Raw genomic sequence first — 16,597 nt, 5'->3', positions numbered from 1 at the left:
GGTTGCGCAAGGCCGGTGTACAGTAATCGGCTTGGCAGTGCCTACTGAAGACGCCGCACGATCCGGCTGACACGCCTTGTGACGGGCATACTCGCGGTAACAAGCCCCTCGGCGATTTTCTGAACCGTCGCTGCATCACTCCGAAGCGCTGTGTAGGTCATGCGTGGCAACAACTTGGAGATGCGGAAAATGCTGCCAAGCCAGATCGCCAGGCTGCTGATCAGAACGAAGGACCAGACCACGTCTGACAGGAAATGCCTGCCCATCATGATGCGCATTCCAGAGCCGATAAGCGCAAAGCTCAAGCAGGCAAGCAGCAGCCAGTGCCTCTGCCGATGCGGGATCATATTCCACAGGAACAGCCCCGCAATAATCGCGGCGGTTATCGCCCCGGCAGCCTCACCGGAGACAAAAGAGCAGTTCGAGACGCATTGATCCGCCAGTTGCCAGGGCGGTGTGAACTCTGCCAAGCCGCCGAACTCCATCACATCGGCCGGACGGGCGCGGCCCCACTGATCCTTGAGGATCACATTCACCAGCAGACCCGGTCCAAGCGCAATCAGCGTCAGGCAAAATGCCCAGAACCGACCGGGTATCTGCGTGGGTTTGCGGCTGTACAGGTTGAGCAGCGTATACAGGATCACGCCGAGCACCAGTATATTGGCGGATGCCCAGATGATCTCACGCAGCATCTGCAGAGCAGGTATTCCGTCCAGATAGAACCCGTTCCCCGCATGGTCGTAGAACAGCCCCGCCACCCAGAGATCCAGACCCGGCGCGACGGCAAACAGCAAAGCCGTAGCCAGCCAAAGCCACAAAAGGAACTTGGTCGGATTTCTGTTCATGCCGGGTCGCTCCGGTGGCGTGTTTCAGTCAGCGGAGCGCTTCCCTCGCCGTCCGCATCGGCCAGCATCCACTGCCCGGTGCGGCGCAGCGTGCCCAGAAAGCGGCGCGGCGTTGGCACGGGCCGGGCAACTGGCTTGCGGAAGGCGATGCCACGGCGGGCGAACCAGTGTTTCAGCAGCCACGCCGTCACCCAGCCAAGTGCCGCACCCGCGATCACGTCGCTGAACCAATGCACTCCGATCAGCGCCCGGCTGGCAGCAATCCAGATGCCAATAACCATGAATGCAGTACGGTGGCGCGGGAACAACGCCCCCAACCCTGTCGCAAGCGCGATAGAGGTCGTCGCATGGCCTGACGGGAAGCTAGAATAAGCGGCGCGGAACAGCATCGGCTCGAAGATAAGCGCCTCGGGAGCCTCCATCGAGGAAGGTCGCGCCCGGCCGATCATATGCTTGGAGAGAGAGGCCAGAAACCCGCTGATCGCAACCGTCACAAAAAGATACAGCGCCGCACCGCGCAGCCGGGTCAGGGCCACGCGCTTGCGCTTGCAGGCCAGCCGCGCGGCGGCGGCTCCTGTGGCGATCAGAGCGAGGGTGATCAGCAAGCTCCAAGCGGAATTTCCCAGTTTGGTGACATTATACAGCAAGGTTCTGATCGACGGATCGAGACTGTTCGACAGCGCCAGAACCGGCTGATCCAGCAGCACCATAACCGCCAGCATAAGGCTGGCGATCACGGCGCAGCGCGACGGCAGGGACAGCCCGCGCCACGCGACCTGCAATGAGTGCTGCGCTTGGGTGAGAGGCTCAATCCGTGACGGTTTGGACCATATGCTCATCACTATTCCTGGCGATATACACATGCAGCCGGACCTGCCGCCCGGCACCGATAGCGTAGCCCTCAAGCGTTGCGGTTTCGTGAAGATCAAAAGGCAGCGGCGCAGAACCGCCGTCGCTGCGAATGACCACATCGCAGCGGTCAAGCCTGTCCGGCAAAGGCGCATCTCCATCCAAAAGCAGCGTTTCGCGCCCACCCAGCCAGACCAGAGACGGCTCGCGATAACCCCAGCCGATCAGGCGTGGGGTCTTGCAGGGGCTGACGCGCCGCGCCTCGGTCAGAGCAAGCGCCGAGGGCCACAGGCTGGGTGTCGCGGCAAGGCTCAGCACGAGGCCCGAGGTCACGCTTCCGCCCATTGCGATCAGCGCTGCCAGAAAGGCGACCCGGCGTTCCTGCCACAGCGCGACGAATGCGATCCCGCCCGTTACGGCCACCGGAATCAGCAGGAAATTTGACGGATCTGCCCCCTGCCTCCGCGACCAGATCTGGAACGCCAGCAACAGCGCCGGTCCGATCAGCAACAGCAAAGTGCCGACCGCCTGCGCCCATCGCCTGACGGGTGCAGGCGACATCCACAGCCCGCAAGCCGCAAGAGCCAGGGCGGGCAGCATCGGCATGGTGTAGTGGACAAGCTTCGTGGGGAAAGCCTCGAAGACCAGCCAGCCAGGCAATGCCCAGGCAGCGAGGAACTGTATTTCAGGCCGCCGCCGGGCAGCCCAGACTGCCGGAAGGGTCAGAGCAACCAGAACCGCACCCGGCCAGAATGTTGCCCACATCGCCAGAACATAACTGCCGGGCGGTGCACCCTTGCCCTCTTGCGCCGAGGCGGCTTTCGCCAGCATATCCTGCCCGACCGAGGCTCCCCAGAACGCGCCGTCGCTGATAATGGTGATGGCGATGAACCACGGCAGCGTCACGGCGACCGCCAGAAGAACCGGCCAGAGGCGAAGCAGCGGGCGCAGCCATGCGGTATCGCGGCGGATCAGGCTGGCCGTGGCGGCGGTCAGCGCCACCACCATCGGCCCGATCGGTCCTTTCAGCAGGATCGCCGCCGCCATGCCAAGCCAGAAGATCCACGCCCTCCATCGCAGCGGTACACCCATCCATAGCCGGGCAAGGACGCTTTGCATCAGCAGAGTCGCGGCCAGAAGCGCGGCATCGGTGGTTGCCAGCCGTGCCTCGACCCCCGGCACGATGCTGGCCGCGACAAGCAATCCGGCAAAGGCGGCTGGCCCAGCTCCGACAAGCGCTGAACCCAGCCATGCGGTCAGCACCGCAGCCGCTACTATCCCCATCAGCGAAGGCAGCCGGAAGACCCAAAGCGGAGCCTCTGCCCCCTGTCCCGACAGGGCAGCCGCTGCTGATTGCGCCCAGTAAATGCCGACCGGCTTTTTATAGCGCGTATCGTCGTGAAAGCGGATATCGATGAAATCGCCCGATTGCAGCATCTGCCGACTGGCCTGCACGAAACGCGCCTCATCACGGTCCGTGACCGGCAGCGTTGCCTGTCCCGGTATCAGCAACAGCGATGCTAACACCGCAACCAGAAGCAGGCGCAGCGCGGGGCTGTTCATCGACACCCCTCCGGCAGCAATGCCAGCCCGATCTGATGGCCTTGCAGAAAGCCCGGTCCCTCGGGGCGTGGCGGGCGCAGGATATCCCCGCAGGCGGGCGGAGGATTCGCCGGTTCATAGACCAGCAGGACCGGCCACGGAGCCGGATCGGGCAGCGGCGCTTTCAGGTCCCAGTGATGCCGCGCCGGGCCGGGATCGGGCCGTGCGAGGACCTCCGGCCCATCCTTGCGGGCGGCCCAGCTAAGCGCGGCCAGCATATCCCGGCCATCTGCGATGATCGCGCCCGCCCCGGCTTGCTTGGCAGCCTCCAGCACCGGTGCCGCAAACACGTCATGTCCAAGATAGCGGGCCAGAGCCAGCCGGTCCTCGCCCAACCGCCACCCCGTTCCAAACGCCGTCACCAGAGGCAGCGCCACGGCCACCGCCAGCCCAAAGGCTAGAGAGGCAGCCAGTACCCTGCGCCGCCCGCTTAACCATTGCGCCGCGACAAGACAGCCCGGCAGCGTAAACCCGACCGCCCAGTTTGCGAGTGCATGGCTGAACAGTGCCTGAGCGGTCACAATCCCCAACACGGTCAGTGCGATCACTGCCGTGCCCCGCTGTGACCTCTCGGTCAGCCCAAGCCAGAACGCAGCGAACAGGATCGGTCCCATCACTGCGAACTGCTCGGCCAGAAAACGCAGAGCGCCCGGAAGGTTCAGCCCGATACCCTCGGAAGCCCCGCTGCTGGCCAGATGGCGCAATGTGACGAAACCGCTGTTCCACAGCCACAGAAGATGCGGCAGCGTCACCAGCAGCGCGACAGCGCCCGCCATGCCGACGACCCGCCAACCCGGTCGCCACGCTGCCGTAACCGCCGCCGCCAGCATCATTCCCGCCAGCCCGTAAATCATGGCATGTTTCGACAAAACACCCAGTCCGACAGCCAGCCCCAGCCCGAGGGTCTGCAAGGGCTCTGCCTGCCGCGCCAGCCGATGCTGGAGATTCAGCGCAACCGCCAGAAAAAACAGCATCGGCGTGTCGGTCGTCATCAGCGCCGAGCCGAGCGTTACTGCTGGCATCGTCGCATAGCTCAGCGCCGCAACCGCTCCGATGCGGGGACCGCCCATGCGATGCCCCAGATCCATCAGGATCAGCGCTGTTGCGCCATGCAGCAGCGGGGCGGGCAGCCGGACAGCGGGGATGGTTTCGCCGAACAAAGCCTTGCTCAGCCAGATCAGCCAGCCGATCAGCGGCGGTTTGGAATATTCGCCCCAAGAGGGTGCCTGAGACCACAGCCAGTATTGCGCCTCATCCGTGGACAGTTCGGTCGCATCCAGCAGCAACATGCCCACGCGCCACAGTGTCAGCGCCGCAATCGCGGCGGCAGCGCAGGCCAGCAGACTTGTTTCGCCGCGCTCAGCCGCGGGCGGTGCGAAGCTTCTCGCCATGAATCAGCCACAGATTCCGCGAATAGATGAACAGCCCCGTCCCCTGACCAACGATAAACACCGGATCGCGCCGCCACAGCGCATAGCTGAACAGGATCACCCCTCCGGCCAGCGAAAAATACCAGAACGCCACCGGCACGGTCGAACGACGCTCGCGTTCCGAGGCGATCCACTGGACCAGAAAGCGCATCGTGAACATGAGCTGCCCGGCCAGTCCGACCACCAGCCATGTGAAGGCGGTCCAGCTATCCACATGCAGCGCGCTCCAGATGAATTCCTTGCTCATCACGCGGTCTCCCTTTGGATCAAGGCGGGCGTCAATTCTGTCGGTGTGCCGAGCTTGCGGCGACGGATCAGCCAGGCAACCCCGGCAAGATCGCTGATGCCGACAATGGCGCGGCCGAGATTGGTATAGTTGGATTCCCCGGTCAGTCGCGCGGCATGGGTCACGTCCTGATGCGCGACTTCCCACCCGTCGCGGGCGAACAGCGCGGGCAGATAGCGGTGCTGATGGTTGAAGAAAGGCAGCGCAAGATAAGCGGCCCGGTCAAATGCCTTCAGCCCGCATCCCGTATCCCGCGTGCCGTCACGCAGCACCCGCGACCGCAGCCCGTTGGCAAAGCGTGAGGCCAGACGCTTGCCCAGACTGTCGCGCCGACCCACACGCTGCCCCGCGATCAGCGCTAGGCGGGGCGGGCGGCCTGAGGCCAGCAACGGAGCGACCAGACGCGGAATATTTTCAGGTGGGTTCTGCCCGTCGCCATCCATTGTGGTGATGATCTGCGCCCGCGCGGCCTGCACACCCGAGTGAATCGCTGCCGATTGCCCGTAAGCCTGCCGATGGGCGATAACCCGCAGCCGGTGATCATCGGCGGCAAGCCCCAGACAGACGCTCTGCGTTGAATCGGTCGAACCATCATCGACCAGAACAACCTCATAATCCGGCCCGTCTGCCATTGCCTCGCGCAGATCTGCGATCAGCGGCGCGACATTGCCTTCCTCATTATGCAGCGGGATGACAATTGACACTGTCGGCCGGGAGATAAGAAGAGTCTTCATGCGCTCAATCTGCTTGTCTCTCTCCGGCCAGCGGATACGTCATCCACATGACATCGGCGCGACAGAGTTGCGAAGCTTTCATGTGCGGCACCGGATCCCGCTTGCCGGAGCCCTGAAACGCAAAGAACCCAGCCATAGGCTGGGTTCTTTGCGGCATGTCGCCTTCGATCATGGTGCCCAGGAGAAGACTCGAACTTCCACGCCTTGCGGCACACGGACCTGAACCGTGCGCGTCTACCAATTCCGCCACCTGGGCAGGTGTCGTGAGGCGGGTGATTAGCTTTCCGGACCGGGGGTGTCAACGCCAATTTCATAAAAACTTTCAGGCGGTCTGCTGCCTGCCGCCGGGCGCGGCGCTTGCCCGGCCCGGCTTCGCGGGTTATCAGCAGGCAAAGCCGCTTGAAGGGGGCAGTTCAATGTCTAAGATCGTCACGATTTACGGTGGCTCTGGCTTTGTCGGGCGTCAGATTGCCCGCCGCATGGCCAAGGATGGCTGGCGCGTCCGGGTTGCGGTGCGCCGCCCGAGCGAGGCGCTGTTTGTGCGGACCTATGGTGCTGTCGGACAGGTTGAGCCGGTGCCCTGCAATATCAGGGACGATGTGTCCGTTCTGGCTGCGATGGCGGATGCCGAAGCCGTGGTGAACTGCGTCGGCATTCTGGTCGGCGAGGGCAGGAACCGATTCGACGCCGTTCATCATGGAGGGGCCGGGCGCATTGCCCGTCTCGCCGCGGAGCAGAAGATCGCCCGGCTTATCCATGTCTCGGCGCTCGGTGCGGATGGCTCGTCTGAAAGCGAATATCTGACCACCAAAGCCGAGGGAGAGCAGGCCGTTCTGGAGGCTTTCCCCGCTGCGGTGATCCTGCGGCCTTCGCTGATCTTCGGTCCCGAGGGCGGCATTTATGAGCGCTTTGCGAAGCTGGCCGGATGGGGGCCGGTTATGGCGATGGCCGGTGGCGATACGAAAGTACAGCCGGTCTATGTCGATGATGTCGCAGCCGCTGCCGAAAAGGCGGTTCTGGGCGAGGTCGGTCCCGGTATTTATGAACTGGGCGGTCCCGATGTCATGACCATGCGTGAGGTCGTTGCGCAGACCCTCAACGCGATCTATCGCCGCCGGGCGGTCGTCGATCTGCCGTTCTGGCTGGCCGGAATTGCCGGAGCTGTATTCGACTTCGCCTCGATGCTGACGGGCGGGTTGTTTACCAATCGGGTGCTGACCCGGGATCAGGTCCGAATGCTTCGCTATGATAATATCGTCGGCGAAGGCTCGACCGGGTTCGAGGCGTTCGGCATTGACCCTCTGGCCGCAGAGGCCGTGATCGGGGACTATTTGTGGCGCTTCCGCCGCGGCGGCCAATATGCCGCCATGACCGCTTCCGCAAAGAATCTCCGCGCCGACTGATTTTTCCTCGGAACGACTGATATAATATGGACAACACAATTGTTGCGGCTCTTCTCGGGTTGCTTGAAGGGCTGACCGAGTTCATTCCGGTTTCATCCACCGGACATGTCTTGCTGGCCGGGTATTTTCTTGGCTTCGAAAGCCCGGGCCGCGCTTTCGAGGTGCTGATACAGCTCGGGGCGATCATGGCGATCCTGGGTGTCTACGCCAAGCGCCTGTGGGAGCTGTTTTCCTCGGCGCCGCATGACCCCGAATCGCGCCGCTTCATCCTGGCCGTCCTGCTTGCGTTCCTGCCTGCGGCGCTGATCGGTGTGCTGGCGCATGAGATCATCAAGACGATCCTGTTCGAAACACCCGCGCTGATCGCCGTGATGCTGATTATCGGCGGGATTATCCTGCTGATTGTCGACCGCAACCCTCCTGCCCCGAAAATCAACGAGGTTCAGGATATCCGGCTTGGCATGGCCTTCAGGATCGGGGTGATCCAGTGTCTTGCCATGATCCCGGGCGTTTCCCGTTCCGGTGCGACGATTGTCGGCGCGATGCTGATGGGGGTCGGGAAACGCGCAGCAGCAGAGTTTTCCTTCTTTCTGTCCATGCCGACAATGGCCGGTGCCTTTGTCTATGACCTGATGCAGAATCGCGATATTCTGGACGGGCAGGCAATCGGCAATATCGTGATCGGCTTCGTCTGCGCGTTCATCTCGGCCATTATCGTGGTCCGGTGGCTGCTTGGGTATGTCTCGCGCCACGGATATGCGCTTTTCGGCTGGTGGAGAATCATTGTTGGCAGCGTTGTTTTGCTGGCTTTGGCGGCTGGTTGGTAATAATTATTGACCTAATTATATCAGCGTTTGATATGGAAATATGTCGGAGGGGATATAAATCCATATATAGGTCAGTCTTGCTGCCTTTTAATTGCTTTTGCGTAAGTATAGTGCGGAGGGCGTAAAAAGGGGGCGCAGCGACATGGCCACGCAGAAAATGCTGAAATTCGTGAATATCGGGCGCGAGATGCCTGAAAAGCGTTCTGCCGGAGAGCGGAGTGATGATTTTCACGAGATCTATCGCGAATTTGCGGATGCCAAGGCGAAGGAGCAGGCGAGCCGGTGCAGTCAGTGCGGCGTGCCCTATTGCCAGAGCCATTGCCCCCTGCACAACAATATCCCCGACTGGCTCCGCCTGACCGCGGAGGGACGGACGCAGGAAGCCTATCTGCGCAGTCAGGAGACCAATACCTTCCCCGAGATCTGCGGGCGGATCTGTCCTCAGGACCGGCTTTGCGAGGGGAATTGTGTCATCGAGCAATCGGGCCACGGCACTGTGACCATTGGCGCGATTGAGAAATACATCACCGATACCGCGTTCGAGGAAGGCTGGGTCGAGCCGATCCGCCCGGTGCAGGAGCGCGGGGAATCGGTGGGGATTATCGGGGCCGGGCCGGGCGGTCTGGCTGCGGCGGACCGGTTGCGCCGGATGGGGTTTCAGGTCACGGTTTACGACCGGCATGACCGCGCGGGCGGGCTGATGATCTATGGGATTCCCGGCTTCAAGCTGGAGAAAGAGATCGTCGAGCGCCGCAATCGTCAGCTTGAGGATGGCGGAGTCGAATTCGTGCTGAACGTCAATGTCGGCGAGGATCTCAGCTTCGATGCGATCCGTGGCAAGCATGATGCGGTGCTGATCGCGACGGGCGTCTACAAGACCCGGGATCTGGATATCGACAATGCGGCGGCCAAGGGTGTGATCCGGGCGCTGGATTATCTGACCGCGTCGAACCGCATCGATCTGGGCGACGAGATCCCAGATTACGAGGATGGAGAGCTTGACGCGAAAGGCAAGCGCGTGCTGGTCATCGGCGGTGGCGATACCGCGATGGATTGCGTGCGCACGGCGATCCGGCAGGGCGCGGAATCGGTGAAATGCCTGTATCGCCGCGACCGGGCGAATATGCCGGGCTCGCAGCGCGAGGTGCAGAACGCCGAGGAAGAAGGCGTTGAATTCGTTTGGCTTTCCGCTCCGGGTAGCTTTGTCGGTGCGGTTGAGGGCGAGACCGGGCAGGAGACGCCGATCAATGACGAACAGCCCCATATCTCTGCCGTCAGGGTCCAGAAAATGCGGCTTGGCAAGCCCGATGTTTCGGGCCGTCAAAGCCCGGAACTGATCGAGGGCGCGGATTACGACGAACCCGCCGAGATGGTCATCAAGGCGCTTGGCTTCGAGCCCGAGGAATTGCCGCGTCTCTGGGGTGTGGACGGGCTGGAAGTGACCCGCTGGGGCACGATCAAGGCCGATTTCCGCAGCCATCAGACCAGTCTCGACGGGGTGTTCGCGGTTGGCGATATCGTGCGCGGGGCGTCTCTGGTGGTGTGGGCGATCCGGGACGGGCGCGAGGCTGCTGACAGCATCGCCGAGTTTCTGGGCGCGGGTCTCAGCGTCGCGGCGGAGTGATGGCTGTGGTGCGGCCCGCTCATGGCGTACACAGCGCGTACACCGCCTGTACACAGGTGGTACGTCGCGCGGGGGATAGCGGCGGACAGGCCCTGTTCGCAGGATTTTTATTTGTGGCAGCATTGCTGACCTTATCCCCGGCGGAGGCGGCGCAGTTCGTTCCGCCGGATGGCTGTCAGTTGGAAATGACGGTTCAGAACCGGGGCTGCCGGGTCTCGCAGCATTATGTCTGTGCGCAGGATAATCCGGGCGATCAGCATGTCGTTTATTTCGATCCTGAAGGCCCGGTTCACTACTCCAAGATCGACGCCGAAACCCGCTGGCTGGAATCGACCAATCTGATCACCGGGCTGTCGGATTATCTTGTGCCGGATGCGCAGGATCACGCGTCTTTCTCGACCCTGCTGGCGACCGGGCGCGACGATTTCGATTTCTGGACCGAATCCAGCACAGGTGAGCGGCTGCGCAATGTCGGAGAAGACCGGCTGACCGGCGAGAGGGTCACGATAGACGGTGTCGAACTCGAACTGACCGAATATGAGCTGCGCATGTTCTCGGCCGATGGTCAGTTGCTGATCGAATCGAAGGGTCAGCAATTCATCAACCGCGATCATGGCCGTTTCTATGGCGGCGTCGAGATCTGGTCCGACTGGACCGGCGAAACCCGTGAGGAAGACGACAGCCCGGCCTCTTTTGCCTTTGAGGGCGAAGCCGGGTTCGGATCGACGGAACCGCTTTTCGATTGCCAGATGCAGATGGTGCGCTCTGGCGAAAAATCGCTGATTTACCCGGCGGCGCTGCGGTGAACCGAGCCTGTCTGACCGACCCGGAAAACGGCATCCGCTGCCGCAAAGCCGGTCTGGGTTTTAACGAAACACTGCCAAGGGCCAGCCGGTCCGAGGCCCCGAATCTCTGATCAGGAGGTCGTCCAATGACTGAATTCTCGCAAAACTGGCAAGCCAATGAAGAAGCCCGCCGTAGCTGGATGGCCGAAAACAGCCTTTACCGGGCGGATGATGAGCATTCATCCTGCGGTGTCGGGCTGGTGGTCAGCATTGATGGCAAACCCTCGCGTCAGGTCGTGCAAAGCGGCATCGACGCGCTGAAGGCGATCTGGCATCGCGGGGCGGTGGATGCCGATGGCAAGACCGGCGACGGGGCGGGCATCCATGTGCAGATCCCGGTGCCGTTCTTTTATGACCAGATCCGCCGCACCGGGCATGAGCCGGATCAGGACAAGCTGATCGCCGTCGGTCAGGTCTTCCTGCCGCGCACGGATTTCGGGGCGCAGGAACGCTGCCGGACCATCGTTGAAAGCGAAGTGATCCGCATGGGTCATTATATCTATGGCTGGCGGCATGTGCCGGTGGATGTCTCGGTTCTGGGCGACAAGGCGAATGCCACCCGCCCCGAGATCGAGCAGATCCTGATCCGCAATGAAAAAGGACTCAGCTCGGTCGAGTTCGAGCGCGAACTATATATCATCCGCCGCCGGATCGAGAAGGCGGCGGCAGCGGCGCAGATCACCCAGCTATATTTCTGTTCGCTGTCCTGCCGCAGCGTGATCTATAAAGGTATGATGCTGGCCGAGCAGGTGGCCGAGTTCTATCCCGATCTGAAGGATGAGCGGTTCGAATCCGCCTTTGCCATCTATCACCAGCGTTATTCGACCAACACGTTCCCGCAATGGTGGCTGGCTCAGCCTTTCCGCATGCTGGCCCATAACGGTGAGATCAATACGCTGAAGGGCAATCTCAACTGGCTGCGCAGCCATGAAATCCGCATGGCTTCTTCCGCGTTTGGCGATATGGCCGAGGATATCAAGCCGATCGTGCCGGGCGGCTCGTCGGACAGTGCGGCGCTTGATGCGGTGTTCGAGGTGATGGTGCGCTCGGGCCGCTCGGCGCCGATGACCAAGACCATGCTGGTGCCGGAAAGCTGGTCCAAGGCCGTGACCGACATGCCGAAGGCGTGGGCCGATATGTACGCCTATTGCAACGCCGTGATGGAGCCGTGGGACGGGCCTGCGGCACTGGCCATGACGGATGGTCGCTGGGTCTGCGGCGGGCTTGACCGGAACGGGTTGCGGCCGATGCGATATGTTGTGACCGGGGATAATCTGCTGATCGCCGGGTCCGAGGTGGGCATGGTGCCGGTGGATGAAGCCGCAGCGGTGGAAAAAGGTGCGCTCGGTCCGGGTCAGATGATCTGCGTCGATATGGAAGAGGGCAGGCTTTACCACGATTCCGAGATCAAGGACCGGCTGGCGGCGTCGCAGCCATTTGGCGAGTGGATCGAGAAAGTGGCGCAGCTTTCCGAGGAAATGCGCGATCTGCCCGAGGAACTGACCTTCCGGGGCGAGGAATTGCGCCGCCGTCAGACTGCCGCCGGCTATACGATCGAGGAGCTGGAAAATATCCTGTCCCCGATGGCCGACGACGGCAAGGAAACCCTGGCCTCGATGGGCGATGATACGCCGCCTGCGGTTCTGTCCAAGCAATACCGCCCTTTGAGCCATTTCTTCCGGCAGAACTTCAGCCAGGTGACCAATCCGCCCATCGACAGCTTGCGTGAAACGCGGGTGATGAGCCTCAAGACACGGTTCGGGAACCTCAAGAACGTGCTGGATGAAAGCAGCAGCCAGACGGAAATCCTGCTGCTGGAAACGCCCTTCGTCGCGAATGGTGAATTTGCCGAGATGATGAAGATGTTCGGGGATGCAGTCACGCAGATCGACTGCACCTTCCCGAAAGGCGCCGGACCGGAGGCGCTTGGCGAGGCACTGGCGCGGATCCGGGCCGAGGCCGAGGATGCCGTGCGCTCTGGCGCGGGCCATCTGGTTCTGACCGATGAGCAGGTCGGGCCGGATCGTGTGGGGATGCCGATGATCCTGGCGACAAGCGCGGTGCATAGCTGGCTGACGCGGAAAGGGCTGCGGACCTTCTGTTCGCTGAATCTGCGCAGTGCGGAATGTGTCGATCCGCATTATTTCGCCGTGCTGATCGGTTGCGGTGCGACGACGGTGAACCCCTATCTTGCGCAGGACAGCGTGGCCGACCGGATCGAGCGCGGTCTGCTGGAAGGCACGCTGATCGAGAATATGCGCCGCTATCGCGATGCGGTGGATGCGGGCCTGCTGAAGATCATGGCGAAGATGGGGATTTCGGTTCTGTCCTCCTATCGCGGCGGGCTGAATTTCGAGGCTGTCGGCCTGTCCCGCTCATTGGTGAATGAGTATTTCCCCGGCATGCACAGCCGGATTTCGGGGATCGGTCTGCATGGCATCCAGCAGAAGCTGGAAGAGGTTCATGCGCGTGGTTTCGACGGCGATGCGCAATTGCTGCCGGTGGGCGGGTTCTACAAGCTGCGCCGCTCGGGCGAGAAACATGCATGGGAAGCCAATACGATGCGGCTTCTGCAACTGGCTTGCGAGAAGGCCAGCTATGATGTGTGGAAGCAGTACTCGAAGACGATGCGGGCCAATCCGCCGATCCATATCCGCGATCTGCTGGATATCAAGCCTTTGGGCAAGCCCGTACCGCTTGAAGAGGTGGAGAGCATCACCTCGATCCGCAAGCGCTTCGTGACGCCGGGGATGAGCCTTGGTGCGCTGTCGCCAGAGGCGCATATGACGCTGAACATCGCGATGAACCGGATCGGTGCGAAGTCGGATTCCGGCGAGGGCGGAGAGGATCCGGCGCATAGCCATCCTCTGCCGAACGGGGATAATCCCTGTGCGAAGGTCAAGCAGGTGGCCTCGGGCCGGTTCGGGGTGACGGCAGAGTATCTGAACGCCTGTGAGGAACTGGAAATCAAGGTCGCTCAGGGTGCCAAGCCCGGTGAGGGCGGGCAGTTGCCCGGCATGAAGGTGACCAAGCTGATCGCGCGGCTGCGACACTCGACGCCGGGTGTGACGCTGATCAGCCCGCCGCCGCATCACGATATTTACAGTATCGAGGATCTGGCGCAGCTGATCTATGACCTGAAACAGATCAACCCGCGGGCCAAGATCACCGTGAAGCTGGTGGCATCCAGCGGCGTCGGTACGATTGCCGCAGGGGTCGCCAAGGCGAAGGCGGATATCATCCTGATCTCGGGACATAATGGCGGCACCGGGGCGTCGCCCGCGACCTCGATCAAGTTTGCCGGTCTGCCCTGGGAGATGGGTCTGACCGAGGCGCATCAGGTTCTGGCGATGAATAATCTGCGCGAACGCGTCACGCTGCGCACCGATGGCGGGCTGCGGACGGGACGTGATATCGTCATGGCCGCGATGATGGGGGCCGAGGAATACGGGATCGGCACTGCCGCGCTGATCGCGATGGGCTGCATCATGGTGCGTCAGTGCCAGTCGAATACCTGCCCGGTGGGCGTCTGTACGCAGGATGAAAAGCTGCGGGCGATCTTTAATGGCTCGGCGGATAAGGTGGTGAACCTGATCACCTTCTATGCGACCGAGGTGCGGGAGGTTCTGGCGGAAATCGGCGCGCGCAGCCTTGATGAGGTGATCGGACGGGCGGATCTGCTGACTCAGGTCAGCCGTGGGGCCGCCAATCTGGACGATCTGGACCTGAACCCGCTGCTGATCACCGTCGATGGCGCGGACAAGATCGTTTATGACCGCTCGAAGCCGCGCAATGCGGTGATGGATACGCTGGATGCCGAGATCATCCGCGACGCGGAACGGTTCTTCAGCGCCGGTGAGAAGATGCAGTTGCATTACGCGGTGCGCAACACGCTGAGGACCATCGGCACGCGCACCTCCAGCATGATCGTGCAGACTTTCGGGATGCGCAACGATCTGCAGGACGATCACCTGACGGTCCGGCTCAGCGGCAGTGCCGGGCAGTCGCTTGGCGCTTTTGCCGCGCCGGGTCTGAAGATCGAGGTGTCGGGCGACGCGAATGACTATGTCGGCAAGGGTCTGTCGGGCGGAACGATTGTCGTGCGCCCGCCAATGGCCTCGCCGCTGGTTGCCGCAGATAACGTCATCATCGGCAATACGGTTCTGTATGGCGCGACGAAGGGCTATCTGTTCGCGGCGGGCCGTGCCGGGGAACGTTTCGCGGTCCGCAATTCAGGGGCTTCGGTGGTGATCGAGGGCTGCGGCACCAATGGCTGCGAATACATGACCGGAGGTGTTGCCGTGATCCTTGGCCGGATCGGGGCGAATTTCGGCGCGGGCATGACCGGGGGCATGGCCTATCTGTACGACCCGGACGGGGTTGCGCAGACCTATATGAACATGGAAACGCTGGTGACATGTCCGGTGACCGTGGCGCATTGGGAAGATCAGCTGAAAGGTCTGGTCGAGCGTCACGCGAAGGAAACCAACTCGGTCAAGGCGCAGGAAATTCTGGATAGCTGGGAGGCCGAGAAGGGGAATTTCCTTCAGGTCTGCCCGAAAGAGATGCTGTCCAATCTGGAACATCCCATCGCCGAAACGGGCGATCTGGCAGCGGTTCCGGCCGAGTAAGCCGCCTATATGGAAACCATGCCCGCCCCTGTCGCAAGGGGCGGGTTTTCTGTGTCCGGGGACTGGTTTAGAATATCATGACCAGCAAAGGAGGCCCCCATGTTCCGCGCCGCTCTGATATCCGCGTTTTCGCTGGCTGTGGCTGGGTCGGGAATGGCCGAAACTCTGGCTGTTACCTATGACTGCGCGGATGACCGGGAATTGCAGACTGTCTTCGTCAATTCGGAAGAGGAAAGCCACGCGGTGATCTATGATGCGGGCAGGCTGGTGCCGCTGAGCATCGCGGTCTCGGGGTCCGGCGCACGTTACCTGTCAGAGGATGGCAGGCTGGAGTTCTGGACCAAGGGACCCGAGGCGATGCTGACCCTGCTGGGGGACGAGAATATTCCGCTGTACCGCGATTGCCGCGACGCTGCTCAGGCCCGGTGATAGGGCGATCCGGCAAGGATCGAGGCGGCGCGGTAAAGCTGTTCCGCCAGCATCACCCGCACCAGCATATGCGGCCAGACCATCCGTCCGAAGCTGATCTGCCAGTCGGCGCGGGATCTCAGCGCGGGGTCCAGACCGTCCGCGCCGCCGATGACGAAACAGATATCGCGGGACTGATCGCGCAGGGTGGCGATCTTGCGGGCGAAATCGGGGGAGGTCGGTTGCTCTCCGCGTTCATCCATCATGATGACGAAGGCGGCGGCGGGAATGGCGCGGTCGATCAGCGGGGCCTCGGCGGACATGCCTCCGCCGCGTTTATCCTCGACCTCGATCACCTGAACGGGCGGCAGGCCGAGGCTGCGCCCGGTCTTGGCGAAGCGGTCGAGATAATCGTCGATCAGGGACAGCTCGGGCGATTTCCGCAGGCGGCCAACGGCAAGGAGGGTGATGCGCATGGAGATATCGGGCGTGACCGGCAGCTTCGTTGCGAAGGGTCACTGAAGGGGTGACGGCAAGGTTGCCCGGCGGTGCTCACCGGGCAAAGATGTCCCGCTGCTATGGCGATGCCCCGGCCCTCAAGGCAGCCGAGGCGTAGCCCCGAGGGGATCAGTGGGCGGCGACTTCCGCCCGCAGGGATTTCAACTGGTCCGTGGGCATCCACATCTTTTCCAGCTGATAGAACTCGCGCACTTCCGGGCGGAACACATGGACGACGACATCATCCGTGTCGATCAGAACCCAGTCGCCGGCATCCTTGCCCTCGATCCGGACAGAGCGGCCCGTGGCATCCTTGATGCGCTGAGCAAGCTTTTCGGCGATTGTCGCGACCTGCCGGGCGTTGCGGCCCGAGGCGATGACCATGTGATCGGCCATAGCCGACCGGCCGCGAAGGTCGATTGTCACGACATCTTCGGCCTTGTCATCATCCAGCGAAGTCAGGATGCGCTGCAGGATCTCGTCGCTGCTCAGATCATGCGGCGCGGCGGTCACATTCGGCTGGTCTGCCGATTGGACGTGAGTGGACAGGGGTACATCCTCCGGTCATCGCGCCTGATCTCCCCGGCGCCGGGACAGGATCAATATAACATCCGC

15 protein-coding genes and 1 tRNA gene are annotated in these 16,597 nt (G+C 62.2%); 6 read left to right on the top strand and 10 right to left on the bottom strand.

Annotated elements, in window-relative coordinates; genetic code table 11:
- Nucleotides 1-41: 41 nt before the first annotated feature.
- The 8 genes from PAE61_RS13960 to PAE61_RS13925 all read right to left on the bottom strand — a co-directional run bounded on the left by PAE61_RS13960 (nt 42) and on the right by PAE61_RS13925 (nt 6,002).
- The gene (locus PAE61_RS13960) at nt 42-845 is read right to left on the bottom strand and encodes a phosphatase PAP2 family protein (protein ID WP_271112982.1); all 804 of its coding nucleotides are present in this window, start codon (nt 843-845) and stop codon (nt 42-44) included.
- Nucleotides 842-1,684 carry a phosphatase PAP2 family protein gene (locus PAE61_RS13955; RefSeq protein WP_271112981.1) on the bottom strand — a complete coding sequence of 281 codons (843 nt, stop codon included), beginning with the start codon at nt 1,682-1,684 and terminating at the stop codon, nt 842-844. The genes PAE61_RS13960 and PAE61_RS13955 overlap by 4 nt, the downstream gene beginning before the upstream one ends.
- On the bottom strand, nt 1,653-3,257 hold the full coding sequence (locus PAE61_RS13950; RefSeq protein WP_271112980.1) for an ArnT family glycosyltransferase: 1,605 nt from the start codon (nt 3,255-3,257) through the stop codon (nt 1,653-1,655). Before PAE61_RS13950 ends, PAE61_RS13955 begins: the two co-directional genes overlap by 32 nt.
- Complete coding sequence (locus PAE61_RS13945; protein ID WP_271112979.1) at nt 3,254-4,687, bottom strand: glycosyltransferase family 39 protein; 1,434 nt, start codon at nt 4,685-4,687, stop codon at nt 3,254-3,256. Before PAE61_RS13945 ends, PAE61_RS13950 begins: the two co-directional genes overlap by 4 nt.
- Nucleotides 4,656-4,973 carry a lipid-A-disaccharide synthase N-terminal domain-containing protein gene (locus PAE61_RS13940; protein WP_271112978.1) on the bottom strand — a complete coding sequence of 106 codons (318 nt, stop codon included), beginning with the start codon at nt 4,971-4,973 and terminating at the stop codon, nt 4,656-4,658. Before PAE61_RS13940 ends, PAE61_RS13945 begins: the two co-directional genes overlap by 32 nt.
- Nucleotides 4,973-5,746 carry a glycosyltransferase family 2 protein gene (locus PAE61_RS13935; protein WP_271112977.1) on the bottom strand — a complete coding sequence of 258 codons (774 nt, stop codon included), beginning with the start codon at nt 5,744-5,746 and terminating at the stop codon, nt 4,973-4,975. Before PAE61_RS13935 ends, PAE61_RS13940 begins: the two co-directional genes overlap by 1 nt.
- Nucleotides 5,747-5,750: 4 nt before the next feature.
- Nucleotides 5,751-5,918 carry a hypothetical protein gene (locus PAE61_RS13930; protein ID WP_271112976.1) on the bottom strand — a complete coding sequence of 56 codons (168 nt, stop codon included), beginning with the start codon at nt 5,916-5,918 and terminating at the stop codon, nt 5,751-5,753.
- Nucleotides 5,918-6,002: transfer RNA gene (locus PAE61_RS13925), tRNA-Leu, on the bottom strand. Before PAE61_RS13925 ends, PAE61_RS13930 begins: the two co-directional genes overlap by 1 nt.
- A gap of 160 nt (nt 6,003-6,162) precedes the next feature.
- Between PAE61_RS13925 and PAE61_RS13920 the strand changes: the two genes are divergently transcribed.
- The 6 genes from PAE61_RS13920 (at nt 6,163) to PAE61_RS13895 (ending at nt 15,505) form a co-directional block, all read left to right on the top strand.
- Complete coding sequence (locus PAE61_RS13920) at nt 6,163-7,149, top strand: complex I NDUFA9 subunit family protein (protein ID WP_271112975.1); 987 nt, start codon at nt 6,163-6,165, stop codon at nt 7,147-7,149.
- A 26-nt stretch (nt 7,150-7,175) separates the two neighbouring features.
- On the top strand, nt 7,176-7,976 hold the full coding sequence (locus PAE61_RS13915) for an undecaprenyl-diphosphate phosphatase (protein ID WP_271112974.1): 801 nt from the start codon (nt 7,176-7,178) through the stop codon (nt 7,974-7,976).
- A gap of 142 nt (nt 7,977-8,118) precedes the next feature.
- Nucleotides 8,119-9,600 (top strand): NAD(P)-dependent oxidoreductase, encoded by a 1,482-nt coding sequence (locus PAE61_RS13910; RefSeq protein ID WP_271112973.1) that lies wholly within the window; start codon nt 8,119-8,121, stop codon nt 9,598-9,600.
- 113 nt (nt 9,601-9,713) lie between these two features.
- Nucleotides 9,714-10,406 carry a hypothetical protein gene (locus PAE61_RS13905; RefSeq protein WP_271112972.1) on the top strand — a complete coding sequence of 231 codons (693 nt, stop codon included), beginning with the start codon at nt 9,714-9,716 and terminating at the stop codon, nt 10,404-10,406.
- Nucleotides 10,407-10,531: 125 nt separating this feature from the next.
- Nucleotides 10,532-15,076 (top strand): glutamate synthase large subunit, encoded by a 4,545-nt coding sequence (gltB, locus tag PAE61_RS13900; protein ID WP_271112971.1) that lies wholly within the window; start codon nt 10,532-10,534, stop codon nt 15,074-15,076.
- Nucleotides 15,077-15,175: 99 nt separating this feature from the next.
- Nucleotides 15,176-15,505 carry an MliC family protein gene (locus tag PAE61_RS13895; RefSeq protein WP_271112970.1) on the top strand — a complete coding sequence of 110 codons (330 nt, stop codon included), beginning with the start codon at nt 15,176-15,178 and terminating at the stop codon, nt 15,503-15,505.
- Here the strand turns inward: PAE61_RS13895 and rlmH are convergent.
- Together rlmH and rsfS are read right to left on the bottom strand one after the other, a co-directional pair.
- A complete protein-coding gene (rlmH, locus tag PAE61_RS13890) occupies nt 15,493-15,960 on the bottom strand; it encodes a 23S rRNA (pseudouridine(1915)-N(3))-methyltransferase RlmH (protein WP_271112969.1) in 468 nt (155 codons plus the stop codon). The genes PAE61_RS13895 and rlmH overlap by 13 nt on opposite strands.
- A 151-nt stretch (nt 15,961-16,111) precedes the next feature.
- Nucleotides 16,112-16,495, bottom strand: a complete 384-nt coding sequence (rsfS, locus tag PAE61_RS13885) for a ribosome silencing factor (RefSeq protein ID WP_271112968.1) — start codon at nt 16,493-16,495, stop codon at nt 16,112-16,114.
- Nucleotides 16,496-16,597: the final 102 nt, after the last annotated feature.

Source organism: Paracoccus aerodenitrificans, from assembly GCF_027913215.1.
Taxonomy (GTDB): domain Bacteria; phylum Pseudomonadota; class Alphaproteobacteria; order Rhodobacterales; family Rhodobacteraceae; genus Paracoccus; species Paracoccus aerodenitrificans.
The sequence above is the reverse complement of the archived record's forward strand: the minus strand, read 5'-3'. Positions and strand labels throughout refer to the sequence as shown.